15 protein-coding genes are annotated in these 16,767 nt (G+C 68.0%); 3 read left to right on the top strand and 12 right to left on the bottom strand.

Annotated elements, in window-relative coordinates; translation table 11 throughout:
* Positions 1-129: 129 nt before the first annotated feature.
* The 7 genes from rpsO to ACQY72_RS09740 all read right to left on the bottom strand — a co-directional run bounded on the left by rpsO (position 130) and on the right by ACQY72_RS09740 (position 6,572).
* Positions 130-399: a 30S ribosomal protein S15 gene (gene rpsO, locus ACQY72_RS09770; RefSeq protein WP_135194257.1), complete on the bottom strand. Its 270-nt coding sequence runs from the start codon at positions 397-399 to the stop codon at positions 130-132.
* Between the two features lie 79 nt (positions 400-478).
* Positions 479-1,408, bottom strand: coding sequence for a tRNA pseudouridine(55) synthase TruB (gene truB, locus ACQY72_RS09765; RefSeq protein WP_428153282.1), 930 nt, complete (start codon positions 1,406-1,408; stop codon positions 479-481).
* A gap of 82 nt (positions 1,409-1,490) precedes the next feature.
* On the bottom strand, positions 1,491-1,958 hold the full coding sequence (rbfA, locus tag ACQY72_RS09760) for a 30S ribosome-binding factor RbfA (protein WP_428153280.1): 468 nt from the start codon (positions 1,956-1,958) through the stop codon (positions 1,491-1,493).
* A 65-nt stretch (positions 1,959-2,023) separates the two neighbouring features.
* Complete coding sequence (locus ACQY72_RS09755) at positions 2,024-2,734, bottom strand: DUF2459 domain-containing protein (protein ID WP_428153279.1); 711 nt, start codon at positions 2,732-2,734, stop codon at positions 2,024-2,026.
* The gene (locus ACQY72_RS09750) at positions 2,707-3,246 is read right to left on the bottom strand and encodes a hypothetical protein (protein WP_428153278.1); all 540 of its coding nucleotides are present in this window, start codon (positions 3,244-3,246) and stop codon (positions 2,707-2,709) included. The genes ACQY72_RS09755 and ACQY72_RS09750 overlap by 28 nt, the downstream gene beginning before the upstream one ends.
* 55 nt (positions 3,247-3,301) lie before the next feature.
* Positions 3,302-3,979 (bottom strand): LolA family protein, encoded by a 678-nt coding sequence (locus ACQY72_RS09745; RefSeq protein WP_428153277.1) that lies wholly within the window; start codon positions 3,977-3,979, stop codon positions 3,302-3,304.
* 187 nt (positions 3,980-4,166) lie between these two features.
* Positions 4,167-6,572: a DNA translocase FtsK 4TM domain-containing protein gene (locus ACQY72_RS09740; protein WP_428153276.1), complete on the bottom strand. Its 2,406-nt coding sequence runs from the start codon at positions 6,570-6,572 to the stop codon at positions 4,167-4,169.
* 253 nt (positions 6,573-6,825) lie between these two features.
* On the opposite strand from ACQY72_RS09740, the gene ACQY72_RS09735 reads away from it, so the two are divergent.
* Positions 6,826-8,097: a UbiH/UbiF/VisC/COQ6 family ubiquinone biosynthesis hydroxylase gene (locus ACQY72_RS09735; RefSeq protein ID WP_428153275.1), complete on the top strand. Its 1,272-nt coding sequence runs from the start codon at positions 6,826-6,828 to the stop codon at positions 8,095-8,097.
* On the opposite strand, the gene ACQY72_RS09730 is transcribed toward ACQY72_RS09735, so the two are convergent.
* The 5 genes from ACQY72_RS09730 to dapF form a co-directional block, all read right to left on the bottom strand.
* Entirely contained in the window at positions 8,094-8,909 is an 816-nt protein-coding gene (locus ACQY72_RS09730; RefSeq protein ID WP_426019372.1) for a SirB1 family protein, read from the bottom strand. The two genes, ACQY72_RS09735 and ACQY72_RS09730, sit on opposite strands and share 4 nt — an antisense overlap.
* A gap of 12 nt (positions 8,910-8,921) precedes the next feature.
* Complete coding sequence (locus ACQY72_RS09725; RefSeq protein ID WP_428153273.1) at positions 8,922-9,332, bottom strand: YraN family protein; 411 nt, start codon at positions 9,330-9,332, stop codon at positions 8,922-8,924.
* Positions 9,329-10,201 (bottom strand): 16S rRNA (cytidine(1402)-2'-O)-methyltransferase, encoded by an 873-nt coding sequence (gene rsmI, locus ACQY72_RS09720; protein ID WP_428153271.1) that lies wholly within the window; start codon positions 10,199-10,201, stop codon positions 9,329-9,331. The genes ACQY72_RS09725 and rsmI overlap by 4 nt, the downstream gene beginning before the upstream one ends.
* Positions 10,198-12,528, bottom strand: a complete 2,331-nt coding sequence (locus tag ACQY72_RS09715) for an NADP-dependent malic enzyme (protein WP_428153270.1) — start codon at positions 12,526-12,528, stop codon at positions 10,198-10,200. The genes rsmI and ACQY72_RS09715 overlap by 4 nt, the downstream gene beginning before the upstream one ends.
* Before the next feature lie 145 nt (positions 12,529-12,673).
* Complete coding sequence (gene dapF / locus ACQY72_RS09710) at positions 12,674-13,504, bottom strand: diaminopimelate epimerase (RefSeq protein WP_428153269.1); 831 nt, start codon at positions 13,502-13,504, stop codon at positions 12,674-12,676.
* 143 nt (positions 13,505-13,647) lie between these two features.
* Between dapF and ACQY72_RS09705 the strand changes: the two genes are divergently transcribed.
* Both ACQY72_RS09705 and ACQY72_RS09700 read left to right on the top strand, forming a co-directional pair.
* Complete coding sequence (locus ACQY72_RS09705) at positions 13,648-14,445, top strand: potassium channel family protein (protein ID WP_135194245.1); 798 nt, start codon at positions 13,648-13,650, stop codon at positions 14,443-14,445.
* Positions 14,446-14,527: 82 nt separating this feature from the next.
* A complete protein-coding gene (locus ACQY72_RS09700) occupies positions 14,528-16,702 on the top strand; it encodes a prolyl oligopeptidase family serine peptidase (protein WP_428153267.1) in 2,175 nt (724 codons plus the stop codon).
* Positions 16,703-16,767: the final 65 nt, after the last annotated feature.

Here is a 16,767-nt window from a genome sequence, read left to right as displayed (position 1 = left end):
ATGAGAGCCGGCATGGCCCTCGCATCTGCGCCGGCAAATTCCGCGGCGCGCGGCAGTCTCTAGTCGCACAACGAGGCGCGGACGTGACCGTCCGCGCCTCGAAAGCGTATTCTACACTGATCCGACGCCTTAGCGGCGCAGGCCCAGCTTGGCGATGAGCGCTTGGTAGCGATCGGCATCGACCTTAGTGAGGTGGTCGAGCAGGCGGCGACGTTGCGACACCATTTTCAGAAGGCCACGACGCGAGTGGTTGTCCTTCTTGTGGGTCTTGAAGTGTTCGGTGAGGTTGGCGATGCGTTCCGACAGGATCGCGACCTGAACCTCGGCCGAGCCGGTGTCGCCAGCGGTGCGGGCGTTATCGGCGATGATCTCGTGCTTGCGTTCAGCAGTAACCGACATCGAAGAGTCCTTTCTTGGCCTATCGCGCTTTGCGCTACTTGAGGCCGTGAGGTCTCGGCCCTTGCCGGATGGCGCGGGCCTAGAGGTTGAAAACGCGGTCGGGTTCTAACCGGCCGGCCCGCAACTGACAGAGTGCGACGAGGGTCTGGCCCTGAAAGGCTGAAACCGTCCGCGAACCGCCGGTAAGGCGATCCTTGAGGGTTTCCACCTGACGGGGGAGCAGAACGATCGGGCGTCCCTGCCGAAGCGAGAAGGCGTCCTGTTCCGTCACGGCCAGCTCCGGGATGTCGTCCAGGGCGGTCGCAACGGCAAGCAAGCCTTCCGAGGCGGCGCCCCTATGCACCATTTCTTCCAGAGAATCCAGAGTGACGGCGTTTTGCGTGCTGAACGGCCCGACCAGTTCGCGCCGCAGGGCCGACACATGACCCTCGGCGCCCAGTACGACGGCCAGGTCGCGCGCCAGCGAGCGGACATAGACGCCCTTGCCGGTGCGGATGGTCAGCTCTACGTGATCGGCGTCCGGCGCATCGCTGACCTCGGCCGAATATATGGTCACGCGTCGCGCCTGCAGCTCGAACTCCACCCCGTCGCGGGCCAGGTCATAGGCGCGGGCGCCGTCCACCTTGATCGCGGAAAAGCGCGGCGGCGTCTGGTCGATCTCGCCGACGAAGGCCGGCAGGGCCGCCTTCACCGCATCCACAGTCGGCCGCACGTCGGAACGGCCGATGATCTCGCCCTCGCGGTCCACGCTGTCGGTCGAGACACCCCAGTTGATGGTGAAGCGATAGACTTTCTGCGCCTCCATCATCATCGGCACGGTCTTGGTCGCCTCGCCCAGCGCGATGGGCAGGATGCCGCTGGCCAGCGGGTCCAGCGTCCCGGCATGACCGGCCTTCTGGGCGTTGAACAGGCGGCGGATGCGGCTGACCGCCTCGGTCGATCCCATCTCGAACGGCTTGTCCAGGCAGACCCAGCCGTCGACGATGTCGCCCTTCTTCTTGCGGGCCATTATGCTGGGCCTATCGCGCTTCGCGCTACTTGAGGCCGGAAGGCTGGGCCAACCGCGCTTCGCGCGACTTGAGACCGCTCAATCAAGCGTCGTTCCCTTCGTCGTCGCGGGCCGCCAGGTCGGCCTGGATGCGCGGGTCGGCGAACAGCTTGTCCATATGGTTGGCGGCGCCGAAGCTCTCGTCGTGGCGGAACTTCAGGTCGGGCGTGAACTTCATGTCCAGGCGCCGGCCCAGCTGACCGCGGATGAACTTGGTGTGGACGTTCAGCGCCTTGATGATCTCGCTCTCATGGCCGTTGGTCGCAGCGGCCTCGACGCCGGCGCCCAGGGGTTCGACGAAACAGGTGGCGTGTTTCAGGTCCGGCGACAGGCGAACCTCGGTCACGGTGATCGACACGTCGGCCAGGGCCTCGTCGCGGATGTCCTCCTCGCGCAGGATATCGACCAAGGCGTGACGGATCAGTTCGCCAGCGCGCAGCTGGCGTTGGCTGGGCGCTTTTCCCGCCGGGCTGGCGCTGGAGGAACTGCGGGTAAATTGCTTGTGGGCCATCGGCCTCTCCTTCTTGTTCGCCCGCCGGGGCTCGGACCCGGCCGGATAAGCGAAAGTCGGGCGGTCTAGTCTCGCGACGGGCTCCTGTCCAGTTTTCGCTCCTGTTCGGCCGTTCGCACCGACCGCATCACCTCGGCCGAGATGATCGACTGCACCGGACGGACAGGAACCCCGCCGGCGTTCAGCACGCCCGCCGTCCAGTGGTTGCACAGGTGCAGGATGGAGAAGGTCTCGCGGCTGGCGAAGAAGCGCGCATCGTCGCCGGGACGCGCCGTGGCGATGCGGGGCGCGCCGTCCGACAGGTCCAGCGACGCCTCCACGCGCGCGGCCAAGCGGTCGAACTGGGCGCGCGTCAGGGTCAGGGTCGCGTTGTCCTTGCCATAGCTGAGACGCGGATCGGCAGCCGCGGGATCCAGCATGACGACGGAAGGATTGTCGGGCCGCAAGAAGGCGCGGGCGCCGTCGGGCAGCCGGTCTGCGATCGGGCTCTGGTCTACATAAAAGCGGGCGTCGCCCCAGCCGATCAGGATCCAGTCGCCGGGCGCCAGCCCCGCGACGGCACGCGCCAGGGGGCCGCCGCGTCGCACCAGCGCCGCGCGCGGGACGGCCAAGTCGGTATGAAACCCGTTGTCGAGCACCTGAATGACGACGGTTTCCGGCGCGCCGGTGGGTGTGGCATCGCCCGGTTGGGTCCAGGTCAGAAGCGCCGCGACCGCCCCGATCAGGGCGGCCAGCACCGGCCCCCGCATCACCGGCTCAGGTCCAGAACGGCGCACAGCTGATCGTCGGGCGTCAGGGCGCCGGGCGGTGGTCCCTGCCGGACCGGCATCATGACGAAGCCGTCGCGCCGCACCGCCAGCGCCAGCCAGCCGACGGGATGACCCGCGCAAAGTCGGGTGTCCTCTTCCGCCGTAATGCGCCGGATCTCGATCTGCGCCTGGGGCGGCACCGTCATGGCGTCGGCGAAGATCGTGGAGAGGCTGGCCTGCTGATCCGCCGGGACCAGTCGATGCGGCTCGGATGTCAGCGTCCCGCCCGTGCCGGTCGATAGCGCGCCGCCCTTAATCTGGACCACCAGCGTCGATCCGGCCGTGGCGTATCGGCCGGCCAGCACCGCATCCCCGACCTCGACCCGGTCGGCCGGGCGATGCGGCGCAGGGTCATCCGCCGGTTCGATCAGGCGATGCACCGCCGGCTCCACCACCAGCGCGCCCAGCATGAACAGGGCGAAGGCGCCGACGCCGACCGCCACGATCCATTTCAGCGATGGCGGGGCGGTCGCGCTCATGCGGCCAGTCTAGAGGAACAGGGGTTGAGGAATGGTCACCCGCCCCTCAGGATCTTTAGTTCCGGCCGGGACGACGCGTCGGATCGGTCAGCTGGAACAGTCGCGCCGACAGGTTCGACGCCGGCTGCAACGCGGTCAGCTGGGTGCGGGTGCGCGCCCCTTGCGGATCGGTGATGGTCCACTCCTGCAGGCGCATCGGATTGCCCGCAAAGGCCAGGATCACCTGTCCGTCGTTCGGGCGATTGGCGTCACGGGCGGTGATGGCGAAGGCGCCGGACGCCATCCGGGTCACGCGCTCGATGCGGACGCCCTGGTCCAGCCGGACGTTGCGCGCCAGGAAGGTGGACAGCGGCGTGCGGCCCAGCGGCACCTGCTGGAAATTGTTCAGGCGGGGGTCGTAGCGTTTGACGTTATAGCCGTCCGACACGACCAGCAGCCCGGCCGGGTTGGTGTATTCGAACCGCATCTTGCCCGGACGTTGCAGATAGAACCGCCCCTGGCGGGTCTGGCCGCCCGGACCTGTCTCGGTGAAAGTCCCCTGCGCCGAGGTCAGGGCCTGCAGATAGCCCTGCGCCTGCTGAACCACCGCGCGGTCTTCGGCCGAGAGGTTCGATTGGGCCTGCGCGGCGTCGAACACGCCCAGGGCGGCGAACCCGGTCAGCAGACCCGCGCCCAGCAGCAGGCTGCGGCGCTGAAGGTCGGTCGGAGCGATGGCGAGCGTCTTGGAGGTCATGAAGTCCGTCTCCCGTTCGGGATGGTTGTCGATCCTGCCGTCTTGCCCGGTCGGCTTGGCGTCGGAATGACGCGAGCCTGACCATATTCCGGCGCTGCGATGAAGCCCTGTTCATCGAAATGCTGAAGCTTGGACACGATGGCGGGCCAGACAACGGCTCGCGGGCGCAGCCGTTCCTTGGCTCGGATCACACCATAGGCGGCGGACCGGCCAGGACGTCGCGCTTGCCCGCGTGATTGGCGGGGCTGACCACGCCTTCCTGCTCCATCCGTTCGATCAGGGAGGCGGCGCGGTTGTAGCCGATCTGGAGGCGGCGCTGGACGTAGGAGGTCGAGGCCTTACGGTCGCGGGTGACGACGGCGACCGCACGGTCGTAGAGGTCGTCGCCAGAACCGCCGCCGCCTTCGTCCACAGCGCCATCCGCGTCGCCGTCCGGTTCGTCGGTGATCAGGTCGAGATAGTCGGGCTCGGCCTGGGCCTTCAGGTGTTTGCAGACGTCCTCGACCTCCTTGTCGTCCACGAACGGGCCGTGCAGGCGGGTGATGCGCCCACCGCCGGCCATGTACAGCATGTCGCCCTGGCCCAGCAGCTGCTCGCCGCCCTGCTCGCCCAGGATGGTGCGGCTGTCGATCTTGGAGGTGACCTGGAAGGAGATCCGGGTCGGGAAGTTGGCCTTGATGGTGCCGGTGATGACGTCCACCGACGGCCGTTGCGTGGCCATGATCAGGTGGATGCCGGCGGCGCGGGCCATCTGGGCCAGGCGCTGCACCGCGCCCTCGACGTCCTTGCCGGCGACCAGCATCAGGTCGGCCATCTCGTCCATCACCACCACCAGGAAGGGCAGCGGCTCGGGCCGGATCTTTTCGGACTCGTAAACGGGGCGGCCCTGCTCGTCGAAACCGGTCTGGACCGTGCGCTCGAAATGCTCGCCTTTCGCTTGAGCTTCGCGGGCGCGCTCGTTGTAGGAGGCGATATTGCGCACGCCCAGCTTGGACATGCGGCGATAGCGATCCTCCATCTCGCGCACCGTCCATTTCAGCGCGACGACGGCCTTCTTCGGATCGGTGACGACGGGCGCCAGCAGGTGCGGGATGCCGTCATAGACCGACAGCTCCAGCATCTTGGGGTCGATCATGATGAAGCGGCATTCGGCCGGGCTGTGGCGATACAGGATCGACAGGATCATGGCGTTGACCCCGACCGACTTGCCCGAGCCGGTGGTGCCCGCGATCAGCAGGTGGGGCATGCGGGCCAGGTCGGCGACATAGGGCTCGCCGCCGATGGTCTCGCCCAAGGCGAGCGGCAGCAGGTGGCCCTTCTTGTCGTATTCGGCGCTGGACAGCAGGTCGCGCAGATAGACGGTCTCGCGCTTGGCGTTGGGCAGTTCAATGCCGATGGCGTTGCGACCCTGGACCACAGAGATGCGGCAGGCGCGGGCCGACATCGACCGGGCGATGTCGTCGGCCAGGGCCACGACGCGGCCGTGTTTCACGCCGGGCGCGGGCACCAGTTCGTACAGGGTGACGACGGGGCCGGGACGGATCTGGTCGATCACGCCGCGCACGCCGAACTCCTGAAGCACGCCCTCCAGCATCTTGGCGTTCTGCTTCAGCGAATCCTCGTCGACCGCGCCCACGCGCTGGGGGGGCTTGGTCAGTATGCCCAGCGGCGGCAGGTCGAAATCGCCCTCGGGCCGCACGAAGTCGAAGGCCTGCTGGTCCACGTCGTCCTTGCGAGCCTTGGGCGCCTTGACCGCGGCGACGCGCGGTTCGATCGGACGGGCGGCCGACGGACGCGGCGCGGGCTGGACGGCGTCGTCCTCCCAGGGCGGCAGGTCGTCATAGGCGGTCTGCGGCGCATCTGCGGGCGCGGCTTGCAAAGCCTCCTCGGGCGGGGGCGCGGCGCGGGGCGTGCGGGCCTTGGCCGGCGCTTTTTCGCGGGCGGGCTGGGCCGCAGCGCGGGGTGCGGCGGCCGGGCGCAGAGACTTGCCCCAATGCAGGGCGTCGATGAAGTCCATGGCGCGCAGGCCGATGGCGAAACCGACTAGCCACAGTCCGACGATCAGGAAGATGACGCCGGCGATGATCCGCCCGCCTGGAATATGCAGGGCGCCGATCCCGCGCGCCGCCAGACCAGTGACCGCATCGCCCCACAGACCGCCGAGACCGGCCGCCAGAGGCCAGGCGGCAGGCGCGGCCAGGGCGGCCAGGGCGCTGGAGAGCAGCAGCACCCCGCCTGTCGCGGCGATGGCTTTCAGCGGCGAGGGCTTGAGCCTTTGCTGGATCGCATCGCCGACCGCGCGGGCCAGGCCGAAGGCGACCAGCAACAGGACGGCGGGCCAGGCGGCGAGGCCCAGCGACTGCATGAACAGATCGGCGAACAGGGCGCCGTTCGCCCCCAGCCAGTTGGTGGTCGGCAGGCTGGAGGCCGCATTCAGACTGGCGTCCGCCGGATTCCACGACACCAGGGCGACCAGCAGCAGGGTCGCCAGCAAGGCCTGCAACACCCCCCTGAACCGCACCACGAAGGGCGCGTCCCACAGGATGCGGGCGCTGATCCAGGCCTGACGGCCGATGACGAGGGCGGTGGACATGAAAGGCGTGACCTTCCGGGCGGCTGACGTTCGGCCGCCCTTGTCGCACTCTCAGGGTTAAGAGCGCATTTACCAGCTTGGCCTTGGGACCGCGAAGCGGTGGAGGGGCTCTTTAAGTCCCACAGCCGCCTGTGATGCGTTTCAGAACCCCTCCGTCACGGCGCTGAAGACGCGCCGCGCCACCTCCCTGCAAAGCAGGGAAGAGACAAACCGTCCTCTGGACCTTTGGTCTTTCCGGCGCGACAAGCCTGTCATGGCTGACACCGAACGCTACGACATCGTCATCGCCGGCGCAGGCCTGACCGGGGCGGCGTTCGCCCTGGCGGCGGCGCAGGGCGGGTTGAAGGTCGTCATGGTCGATCCCCAGCCGTTCAGCGCCCAGATGGCGCCGACCTTCGACGGGCGTTCAACGGCCGTGGCCTTTTCCACCTTCCGCATGCTGGATGCCCTGGGTCTGGGAGAGACCTTGCGTCCTCACGCCTGTCGGATGGACCATATTCTGGTGACGGATGGTCGTCGGCCGGGCGCCGCCAGCCGCAAGGCCTCGCCCGCCTTCTTGCGCTTCGACGCCGACGAGATCGGCGGCCGCACCGGGGGCGAGCCGCTGGGATATATGGTCGAGAACCGCCGCATCCGCGTCGCTTTAGCCGAGGCCGTCACGCGCGCGGGGATCGAGGTCCGGGCGCCGGCCACCGTCGCCAGCGTCGAGACCGATGCGGGCAAGGCGACCGTGACCTTGATCGACGGATCGACGCTGATCGCCCCGCTGGTCGTCGGCGCCGAGGGCCGGGGCTCGACCGTGCGCCGCGCCGCCGGGATCGAGACGGTTGGCTGGGGATATGGCCAGAGCGGCGTGGTGGCCACGGTCCGGCTGGGCCGCGACCACGGCAATATCGCCCACGAATATTTCCTGCCCAGCGGCCCCTTCGCCATCCTGCCCCTGACGGATCAGCGCGCCAGCCTGGTCTGGACCGAGACGACGCGGCGCGGCGAGGCCTTGCGCGACGCCTCGGACGAAGCCTTCCACGCCCATCTGATGCGCCGGTTCGGAGAGTTTCTGGCCACGCCTGAGCAATCAAGCGCGACGGTCGAGGGGCCGCGCTTCGTCTATCCTCTGGCCCTTAGCCTGGCCGAGAAACTGATCGCCCCGCGCATCGCCCTGATCGGCGACGCGGCGCACGGCGTCCACCCCGTCGCGGGCCAGGGGCTGAACATGGGGCTGAAGGACGCCGCCGCCCTGGCCGAGGTGCTGGCCGAGGCCGCGCGCCTGGGCGAAGACCTGGGCGCCGAGACGGTGCTTGAGCGCTACGCCCGCTGGCGCCGGTTCGACAATGCGGCCTTGGCGGCAGGCTTCGACGCCTTCGTGCGGCTGTTCTCCAACGATATCGCGCCGGTGCGTCTGGCGCGCGATCTGGGCATGGCGGCGGTCAACCGGATCGGCCCCCTGCGCCGCGCCTTCATGCAGGAAGCGGGCGGCGCGACGGGCGACCTGCCCCGCCTGCTGCGTGGCGAGGCGGTCGTCTAGTTCAACTGCATCCGCACGCGTTCGAACGTCGTGAACCGCCGCGCCTCCTCGACCCCGTCCAGGCCGTGGGCGCGCGACAGAGCCTGCAGCGAGCCGGCCAGCGCCCCCTGTTTCTCGCGCGCCGAGGCGACATCGAGCCAGGGCCGGTGGTCTTCGGGGTCCAACAGGGCGCGGCGCAGGGCCGAGCGTTCGGCGGCCTCATAGTCCCGGCCGCGAATGGCGCGGCTGAACAGTACGTTCTGCAACCGGATCAAAGACTGTCGATCCGTCACCGGCGCCATCAGGATGTCCAGCCGATCCGCGACGTGCGGCATCAGCCCGGCGCGAAGCGCACGGCGGGTCAGTTCGCTGGGCAGGATCAGCCGCCCCTGGCTAAACGGGTCCAGCGCCACCGGCCCCTCCGGCGTCTCGACACGGATCATGAAATGGCCGGGGAAGTCTACGCCCGCCGCCGTGATCCCGGCCTCCCGCGCGGCATGCAGATAGAAGACAGCCAGCGCGGCGGACAGGCCGCGCCGCCGCTCGGCCACCGCGATGATGTCGGTGTTTCCGGGATGATCGAAATGGATCAGGTCGCCGTTCAGCCGAAGGTCGGCGCACAGGGTCTCGGACAGGGCCTCGTCGGGGCCTTCGCCGCCGATCCGTTCCTTCAACCGCGCGCAGGCGTTGCGGGCGAGGGCGCGCACAGGTTCGGGATCGCGCAAGGGCTGGTCGTGGATGGCGCAGGCGATCGCAGCCTCCAGCAGGGGGAAGGCGTCGTCCTCGGCCTGACCGGCGGCGGTCAGGATGGCCTCGGCCTCCTCGCGCGTCATGCGATCCCTTCGTCAGCGCCTTTCGACGCCACGAAGATGACGTGGAACGCGCCAGGGAGCCAGCGCCACCATATCAATTCTCAAATCAAGACGTTGCAGGCCCGGCCGATTGCGCCGGATCGCCTCGCCCGCCGCGATCAGTCTGTCGTGCTGGGCCGGCTTCAACGCCAGCATCGCCGCCTCCATCGTCGCCCGGCGCTTGACCTCGACCACGGCCAGCACACGGCCGCGACAGACCAGCAGATCGATCTCGCCGGCCCGGCTCTTGAGCCGAAAGCCCAGCACGCGATACCCGCGCATCATCAGCCACAGGGCCGCGATCCATTCGGCGGCGTGCCCGGCCTTGAACGCCGCCCCGCCCTTCGCCTGACGCCACGCTGCCTTGGGGCGACGGATCGGCGCGGGGCGAGGCAGGCGTTTCACTTGCCCTTCAGCTCCAGCGCGCGGCGATAGAGGATCTTGCGGTTCAGCCCCAGGGCCTTGGCGACCTCCGAGGCGGCGTCGCCGGTCGACAGGGTCTGCAGGGCGTCGATCAGGGCGGCGTCCGCATCGGCCTCCGTCGCCTGAACCTCTTCGCCGGGGCCGACGACCACGACGATCTCGCCCTTGGGACCGTCCAGGCGCGGATCGACGGCTAGCGCATCCAGCGTGCCGCGCACGCACTCTTCATAAAGCTTGGTCAGCTCTCGGGCGACGGCGGCGGGGCGCGGCCCCAGCACGGCGGCCATGTCGGACAGGCTGTCCTTCAGGCGCGGCCCGCTTTCGAAGAAGACCAGGGTCTGGCGCTGGCCTTTCAGCGCTTCCAACGCGGCGGTGCGCCCGGCGGTCTTGGGCGGCAGGAAGCCGGCGAACAGCACCCGGTCGGCGGGCAGACCGGCAATGCACAGGGCCGCCAGCAGGCTGGACGGGCCGGGGATCGGATGGACGGGCAGGCCCTCGGCGATCACCGCACGCGCGACGACGAAGCCGGGATCGCTGACCAGGGGCGTGCCCGCGTCCGACACCAGGGCCACGACCTGGCCCTCGCGCAGGCGTTCGATGGCCTGTTCGGCGGCGCGACTGGACGCATGATCGTCACAGCGTTCCAGCTTGGCCTTCAGCCCATAGGCCGCCAGCAGTTTGGCGGTGACGCGGGTGTCCTCGGCCAGCACCAGGTCGGCGGCGGCCAGAACGTCCAGCGCCCTCAGCGTCATGTCGCGCAGGTTCCCGATCGGGGTGGCGACCAGATACAGGCCCGACTCCACCCGCCGGGGCGGCGGCGCGGCGGGTGGGAAGGGCGAAAGTTCGCTCAACGCTCGACCACGGCCGCCGGCGGGCGCGGCGCCGAGGTCAAACCCGAGCCCTGGAAGGCGGGGCCTGCGTCATAGGCGGCGAAGGTGGCGGCCGTGATGATTTCGCTGACCGATGCGCCCAGGGACACGATCTGAACCGGCTTCTCCAGACCGACCAGCAGCGGGCCGATCACGGTCGCGCCGCCCAGGGCCTGGACCAGCTTGGTCGAGATGGCGGCCGAATGGATGGCGGGCATGACCAGGATGTTGGCCGGCTTGGTCAGGCGGTTGAAGGCGTAGGCCGGATGACCCTTGGGATCCAGCGCGACTTCCGGCGGCATTTCGCCCTCGTATTCGAAGTCGACGCCCTTCTTGTCCAGGATGCGGATCGCCTCGCGGACCTTTTCGGCGCGGTCGCCGGGCGGGTTGCCGAAGGTGGAATAGCTGAGGAAGGCCACGCGCGGGTTGCGGCCCAGTTTGCGCACCGTCTCGGCCGCCTTGACGGCGATGTCGGCCAGTTCCTCGGCGTTGGGCAGTTCGTGGATGGTGGTGTCGGCGACGAACAGGGTCCGGCCCTTGGCCAGCAGGATCGACAGGCCGATCAGGGTGTCCTCGACGTCCAGAACGCGCCCGACCTCCTTCAGCGCCATGTTGAAGTTGCGGGTGACACCGGCGACCATGGCGTCGGCCCGGCCCTTGGCGACCAGGGTGGCGGCGAAATAGTTGCGGTCCTGATTGATCATCCGCGCCACGTCGCGGCGCAGATAGCCACGGCGTTGCAGCTTCTCGTACAGCCAGTCGGTGTCCTCGACATTGTGTTCGGAGACGCGGGCGTTGGTGATCTCGATGCCCAGTTCGTCGAAGTTCAGGCCCGCCTCGGCGGCGTTCTGACGGATCAGATCTTCGCGCCCGACCAGGATCGGCGTGCCCAGGTCGGCCTGTTTGAAGCCCCAGGCGGCGCGGATGACGGCGGGTTCTTCACCCTCGGCGAAGACGACGCGCTTGTTCGGCCCGCCGCGCACGGCCGAGCTGATCTTCTGCATCAGGGCGGCGGACGGATCGACGCGCGAGCGCAGGGCGTTGCGATAGGCGTCCATGTCCTCGATCTGGACGCGGGCCACGCCGGTATCCATCGCCGCCTGGGCGATGAAGGGCGGGATGTACCAGATCAGGCGCGGATCGAACGGGGTCGGAATGATGTAGTCCGGGCCGAACTTCAGCTTGCGCCCGCGATATGCGGCGGCGACCTCGTCCGGTACATCCTCACGTGCCAGGGCGGCCAGGGCCTGGGCGCAGGCGATCTTCATCTCGTGGTTCACGCGGCGCGCGCGCACGTCCAGCGCGCCCCGGAACAGATAGGGGAAGGCCAGGACGTTGTTGACCTGGTTCACATAGTCCGAGCGGCCTGTGGCGATGATGGCGTCCGACCGCACCGACTGGACATCCTCGGGCGTGATCTCGGGATCGGGGTTGGCCATGGCGAAGATGATCGGATTGGGGGCCATCGACGCCACCATCTCCTTGGTGATCGCGCCCTTGGCGGACAGGCCCAGCACCACGTCCGCGCCGACCATGGCCTCGGCCAGGGTGCGCAGCGGCGTGTCGGTCGCATGGGCGGCCTTCCACTGGTCCATGCCGTGTTCGCGGCCCTGATAGACCACGCCGTCGCGGTCGCAGATCACGGTGTTCTCGGCCTTGACGCCCGCCGCCTTCATCAGGGCGATGGACGACAGGCCCGCAGCGCCGGCGCCCGCCAGCACGACCTTGACCTCGTCCAGCTTCTTGCCCGCGACATGGCAGGCGTTGATCAGGCCGGCGGTCGAGATGATGGCCGTGCCGTGCTGGTCGTCATGGAAGACGGGGATGTCCAGCAGGTCCTGCAGCTCGCTTTCGATGACGAAACATTCCGGGGACTTGATGTCCTCCAGATTGATGCCGCCCCAGGTGTCGCCGATGTTCTTGACGACGGTGATGAACTCGTCCGGATCGGTGGTCTTCACCTCGACATCGAAGCTGTCGACGTCGGCGAACCGTTTGAACAGGACCGACTTGCCCTCCATCACCGGCTTGGAGGCCATGTGGCCCAGGTTGCCCAGGCCGAGGATGGCGGTGCCGTTCGAGATCACGGCGACCAGATTGCCCTTGGCCGTGTAATCATAGGCCTTGTCCGCATCGGCGGCGATGGCCAGCACCGGCACGGCCACACCCGGCGAATAGGCCAGCGACAGGTCGCGCTGGGTCGCCATCGGCTTGGTCGGCGCCATGGAGATCTTGCCCGGCGTCGGAATGCGGTGGAAGTCCAGGGCTTCCTGATCGGAGAAGGTCTGTTTTTCGGTTTGATCGGGCATCGGTCGTCCAGGGCGTCGTCGGGGCTGTAACCCTTCGTGTCCTAGAGTGTGGGAACGGCCGCGCCAACCCTTGACGCGGAGGAAGCCTGGCAATCATCCGGGAGGCTTGACGTTGGCGTCAGCGTCAATTCGTCAGATTTGGCCGTCAGATCGACAGCATGCCCGTGCGTTCGATCTCGACCGGCCCGGTCATCAGGACATGATCGGTCTTAGCGTCCCAGTCGATGACCAGTTCGCCGCCGTCCACGACCACGGTCGCCTTGCGGTCGGTCAGGCCGCGCCGGGCCGTAGCGACCAGGGCGGCACAGGCGCCCGTGCCGCACGCCTTGGTCAGGCCTGCCCCGCGCTCCCAGACCCGCAAACGGATGTGGTCGCGGTCCAGCACGTTTGCGAAGCCGACATTGACCCCTTGAGGGAACATGGGGTGATGCTCGACCAGCGACCCGGACCCCGTGACGAAAGCATCGTCCTGGCGGTCGGTGAAGAAGACCACGTGCGGATTGCCCATCGAGACGGCGCCCGGTGTGTGCAGGAGCGGCGCATCGATCGGGCCGACCTGAAGCTCGATCCCGCGCGTGTCCATCTCCTCGGCCAGCGGCACCTGGGTCCAGTCCAGCCGAGGTTTGCCCATGTCCACGGCCACGCGGTGGTCGCCGGCGCGCGTGGCGGTGGTCGGGCCGCCTGCCGTATCGATGACGACGTGATCCGCGCCGTTCGCCTGCATCAACAGCCAGCCGACACAGCGCAGGGCGTTGCCGCAGGTCTCGACCATCGACCCGTCGGCGTTCCAGACCCGCATAAAGGCGTCGGCCGTCTCGGACGGCTCGATTGAAATCAACTGGTCGAAGCCTTCGCCCGTCGCGCGGTCGCCCAGCGCGCGAATCTCATCTACGCCGGGAGCGAACGGCTGTTCCAGCGCATTGACGACGACGAAGTCATTGCCGGCGCCGTTCATCTTTACGAAAGGACGGGTCATACAGGCCATATAGGCCGCGCGCGCGTTTCGCGAAATCTCCCGCTCGGTTCGCCCATGTCGGAACCGTTGGACATGCCGAGCCGTAAGCGGTTGAGTGCCCGGTGCATCAAGCCCCGCTTCGCCGGGACGAGCGGAAGGTTGATTTGTCTCAGACCGACACCGAATCCCGGCAGGACGGCCTGCGCCTGCGGGCGCGGCTGCGCTATCTGTATCATGGCTCGCAGCCTCCGGCGGTGCGGTTCCGGCTGACGGTCATCGTGATCGACCTGGCCATCATCGCGTTCTTCCTGGCGGCGCCGATCCTGAAGAACATGGGTTGGGCCTTCTATGCGCTGGACTATCTGATCGCCACAGTGCTGGCGTTGGACCTCGCCGCGCGCGCCTATGCCTATGCCGACATCAAGGACTGGCTGAAGCGGCCCATCGTCTGGGTCGATCTGTTTGTGCTGGCGACCCTGTTATTCCCGGCCTGGCTGTTCAACCTGGGCTTCCTACGGATGCTGCGGCTGTGGACCTTGCTGAACTCGGATTTTTTCTGGCGAACCATCGGGGCTCGATTCGACGATACGCGGGTCGAGGGGATCGCGCGCGCCCTGGCCAACCTGATCACCTTCGTCTTCGTGGCGACCGGTTTCGTCTATGCGACGTTCAGAGGCCACGACGGCATTTCCGGCTACGTCGACGCCCTGTATTTCACCGTGGCGACCCTGACGACGACGGGCTTCGGAGATGTGACCCTGCCTGGCCCTTGGGGGCGACTGCTGTCGATCGCTGTCATGCTGGTGGGGATCACGCTGTTCCTGCGGCTCGCCCAGGCCCTGATCAAGCCGCACAAAGTGCGCTATCCTTGCGAGCGTTGCGGCCTGCAGACGCACGATCAGGACGCCGTCCACTGCAAGGCCTGCGGCAATCTGCTCTGTATCCCTGACGAAGGATCATGACAAAGCCGTAAGGTTCGGGCGGCGCGCTTGCCGCCCTAGGTCTCGCCGCTAAGGTGCCGGCGTCGTTTTTCGGGGACTGTCCATGATCCGCTTTTCCGCCGTCGCGCTCGCGGCCCTTCTCGCCTCCACCAGCCTGACTTCGGTATCCATGGCCCAGACTCCTGCCTCTTCTCCCGCCCCCGCTTCGGGCGGTTTCGCGACCACCGACGCGACCGATCCCTATCTGTGGCTGGAAGAGGTCGAGGGCGAGCGGGCGATGGAATGGGTCAAGGCCCACAACGACCGCACCTTCGCCGTGCTGCAGGGCGATGCGCGCTATGAGCCGCTGCACCAGCAGGCGCTGGAGATCGTCCAGGCCCAGGACCGCATCCCCTCGCCGGGCTTCACCCACGACGGCCATATCGACAACTTCTGGCAGGACGCCCAGCACGTGCGCGGCGTCTGGCGTCGGACCACGCTGGACAGCTATCGCACCGCGACGCCGGAATGGCAGACCATCCTGGACATCGACGCCCTGGCGGCGGCCGAGGGCCAGAACTGGGTCTACAAGGGCGCGACCTGCCTGGCGCCCGAAGAACGCTATTGCCTGCTCAGCCTTTCGAACGGCGGCAAGGACGCGGTGACCCTGCGCGAGTTCGACAGCGTCGAGCGCAAGTTCGTCGAAGGGGGCATCGTCCTGCCGGAGTCCAAGGGCGGCGCGTCGTGGATCGACAAGGACACCCTGTTGATCTCGCGCGACTTCGGTCCCGGCACCCTGACCGACTCGGGCTATCCGATGGTGGTCAAGCGCCTGAAGCGCGGCCAGGGCCTGGATCAGGCCGAGACCCTGTTCACGGGCAAGCCCACGGACGTCTCGGTGTCCGGCTATACGCTGCGGGACGCCGACGGGGTGGTTAAGGCGACCCTGATCAATCGTTCTGTGGACTTCTATTCGTCCGAGACCTGGCGGCTGACCGACGACGGCGCCCTGACCCAGCTTCAGCTGCCGACGAAGTCCGACATCACCGGTCTGGTGGACGGGCGGCTGCTGGTGTCGCTGAAGCAGGACTGGACCGCGCCGTCGGGCCAGGATTTCAAGACCGGCGACCTGATCGCCTGGCCGCTGGAGGCCTGGCTGGCCAACCAGGCGACCCCGGCCCAGCTGGTGCTGCGCCCGACCGAGCGCCAGGCGATCGAGGGCGTCAACGTCACGCGCAACCGGCTGGTCGTAGCCCTGTACGACAATGTGCGCGGCTCGGTGCGGGTCTATACCCCCGGTGACGGCGAGTGGGCGCACACGACCCTGGACCTGCCGCAGAACGTCTCGGTCGGCATCGGCTCGGCCTCCGAGAAGGACGACAAGGTCTTCGTCAGCGTCACCGGCTATCTGAACCCGTCCAGCCTGTGGCTGGCCGATGCGGCGACCGGCGCGGTCGATCAGGTCAAGTCGATGCCGGCAAAGTTCGATGCGGCCGGCATGACGGTGGACCAGCACGAGGCCCGCTCGGCCGACGGCACGATGATCCCCTATTTCGTGGTCCATAAGGCAGACATGCCGCTGGACGGCTCCAACCCCACCCTGCTGTACGGCTACGGCGGGTTCGAAAGCTCGCTGCTGCCCGGCTATTCGGCCACGGTCGGCAAGCTGTGGCTGGAGCGCGGCGGGGTCTATGTCATCGCCAATACGCGCGGCGGCGGCGAGTTCGGCCCCCGCTGGCACGAGGCGGCCCTGCAGCAGAACCGCCAGCGCGCGCACGAGGACTTCCAGGCCGTGGCCCTGGACCTGACCCAGCGCAACATCACCAGCCAGCCCAAGCTGGGCATCATGGGCGGCTCGCAGGGCGGCCTGTTCATGGGGGCGATGCTGACCCAGCGACCGGATCTGATCAACGCCGCCGTCATCCAGGTGCCCCTGTTCGACATGCTGCGCTTCCACAAGCTGCTGGCCGGCGCCAGCTGGATCGGGGAATACGGCAACCCCGACATCCCCGAACAGCGCGCCTGGATCGAGCGATATTCGCCGTATCAGAATCTGCGCGCCGGCCAGCCCTATCCGGAAGTCTTCATCCACACCTCGACCAAGGACGACCGCGTCCATCCGGGCCATGCCCGCAAGGCGGCGGCGCGGCTTGAGGAACTGGGCTATCCGGTGCTGTTCTACGAGAACGTCGATGGCGGCCATGCGGCCGGGGCCAATCTGCGCGAGACGGCGCGTCGCGTGGCGCTGGAATACACCTATCTGTCGCGCCGGCTGATGGACACGCCGGCGCAGGAATAGGACCTAATCCTCCCCCGTGAGCGCTTGCGAACGGGGGAGGGGGACCACGAAGTGGTGGAGGGGGC

It is taken from the genome of Brevundimonas sp., assembly GCF_965279155.1.
GTDB lineage: Bacteria > Pseudomonadota > Alphaproteobacteria > Caulobacterales > Caulobacteraceae > Brevundimonas.
The sequence above is the reverse complement of the archived record's forward strand: the minus strand, read 5'-3'. Positions and strand labels throughout refer to the sequence as shown.

Coding starts and splice junctions, on each gene's coding strand:
- rpsO (WP_135194257.1), bottom strand. CDS start 399: ATGTCGGTTACTGCTGAACGCAAGCACGAGATCATCGCCGATAACGCC.
- truB (WP_428153282.1), bottom strand. CDS start 1,408: ATGGCCCGCAAGAAGAAGGGCGACATCGTCGACGGCTGGGTCTGCCTG.
- rbfA (WP_428153280.1), bottom strand. CDS start 1,958: ATGGCCCACAAGCAATTTACCCGCAGTTCCTCCAGCGCCAGCCCGGCG.
- ACQY72_RS09750 (WP_428153278.1), bottom strand. CDS start 3,246: ATGAGCGCGACCGCCCCGCCATCGCTGAAATGGATCGTGGCGGTCGGC.
- ACQY72_RS09745 (WP_428153277.1), bottom strand. CDS start 3,979: ATGACCTCCAAGACGCTCGCCATCGCTCCGACCGACCTTCAGCGCCGC.
- ACQY72_RS09740 (WP_428153276.1), bottom strand. CDS start 6,572: ATGTCCACCGCCCTCGTCATCGGCCGTCAGGCCTGGATCAGCGCCCGC.
- ACQY72_RS09735 (WP_428153275.1), top strand. CDS start 6,826: ATGGCTGACACCGAACGCTACGACATCGTCATCGCCGGCGCAGGCCTG.
- ACQY72_RS09730 (WP_426019372.1), bottom strand. CDS start 8,909: ATGACGCGCGAGGAGGCCGAGGCCATCCTGACCGCCGCCGGTCAGGCC.
- ACQY72_RS09715 (WP_428153270.1), bottom strand. CDS start 12,528: ATGCCCGATCAAACCGAAAAACAGACCTTCTCCGATCAGGAAGCCCTG.
- dapF (WP_428153269.1), bottom strand. CDS start 13,504: ATGACCCGTCCTTTCGTAAAGATGAACGGCGCCGGCAATGACTTCGTC.
- ACQY72_RS09700 (WP_428153267.1), top strand. CDS start 14,528: ATGATCCGCTTTTCCGCCGTCGCGCTCGCGGCCCTTCTCGCCTCCACC.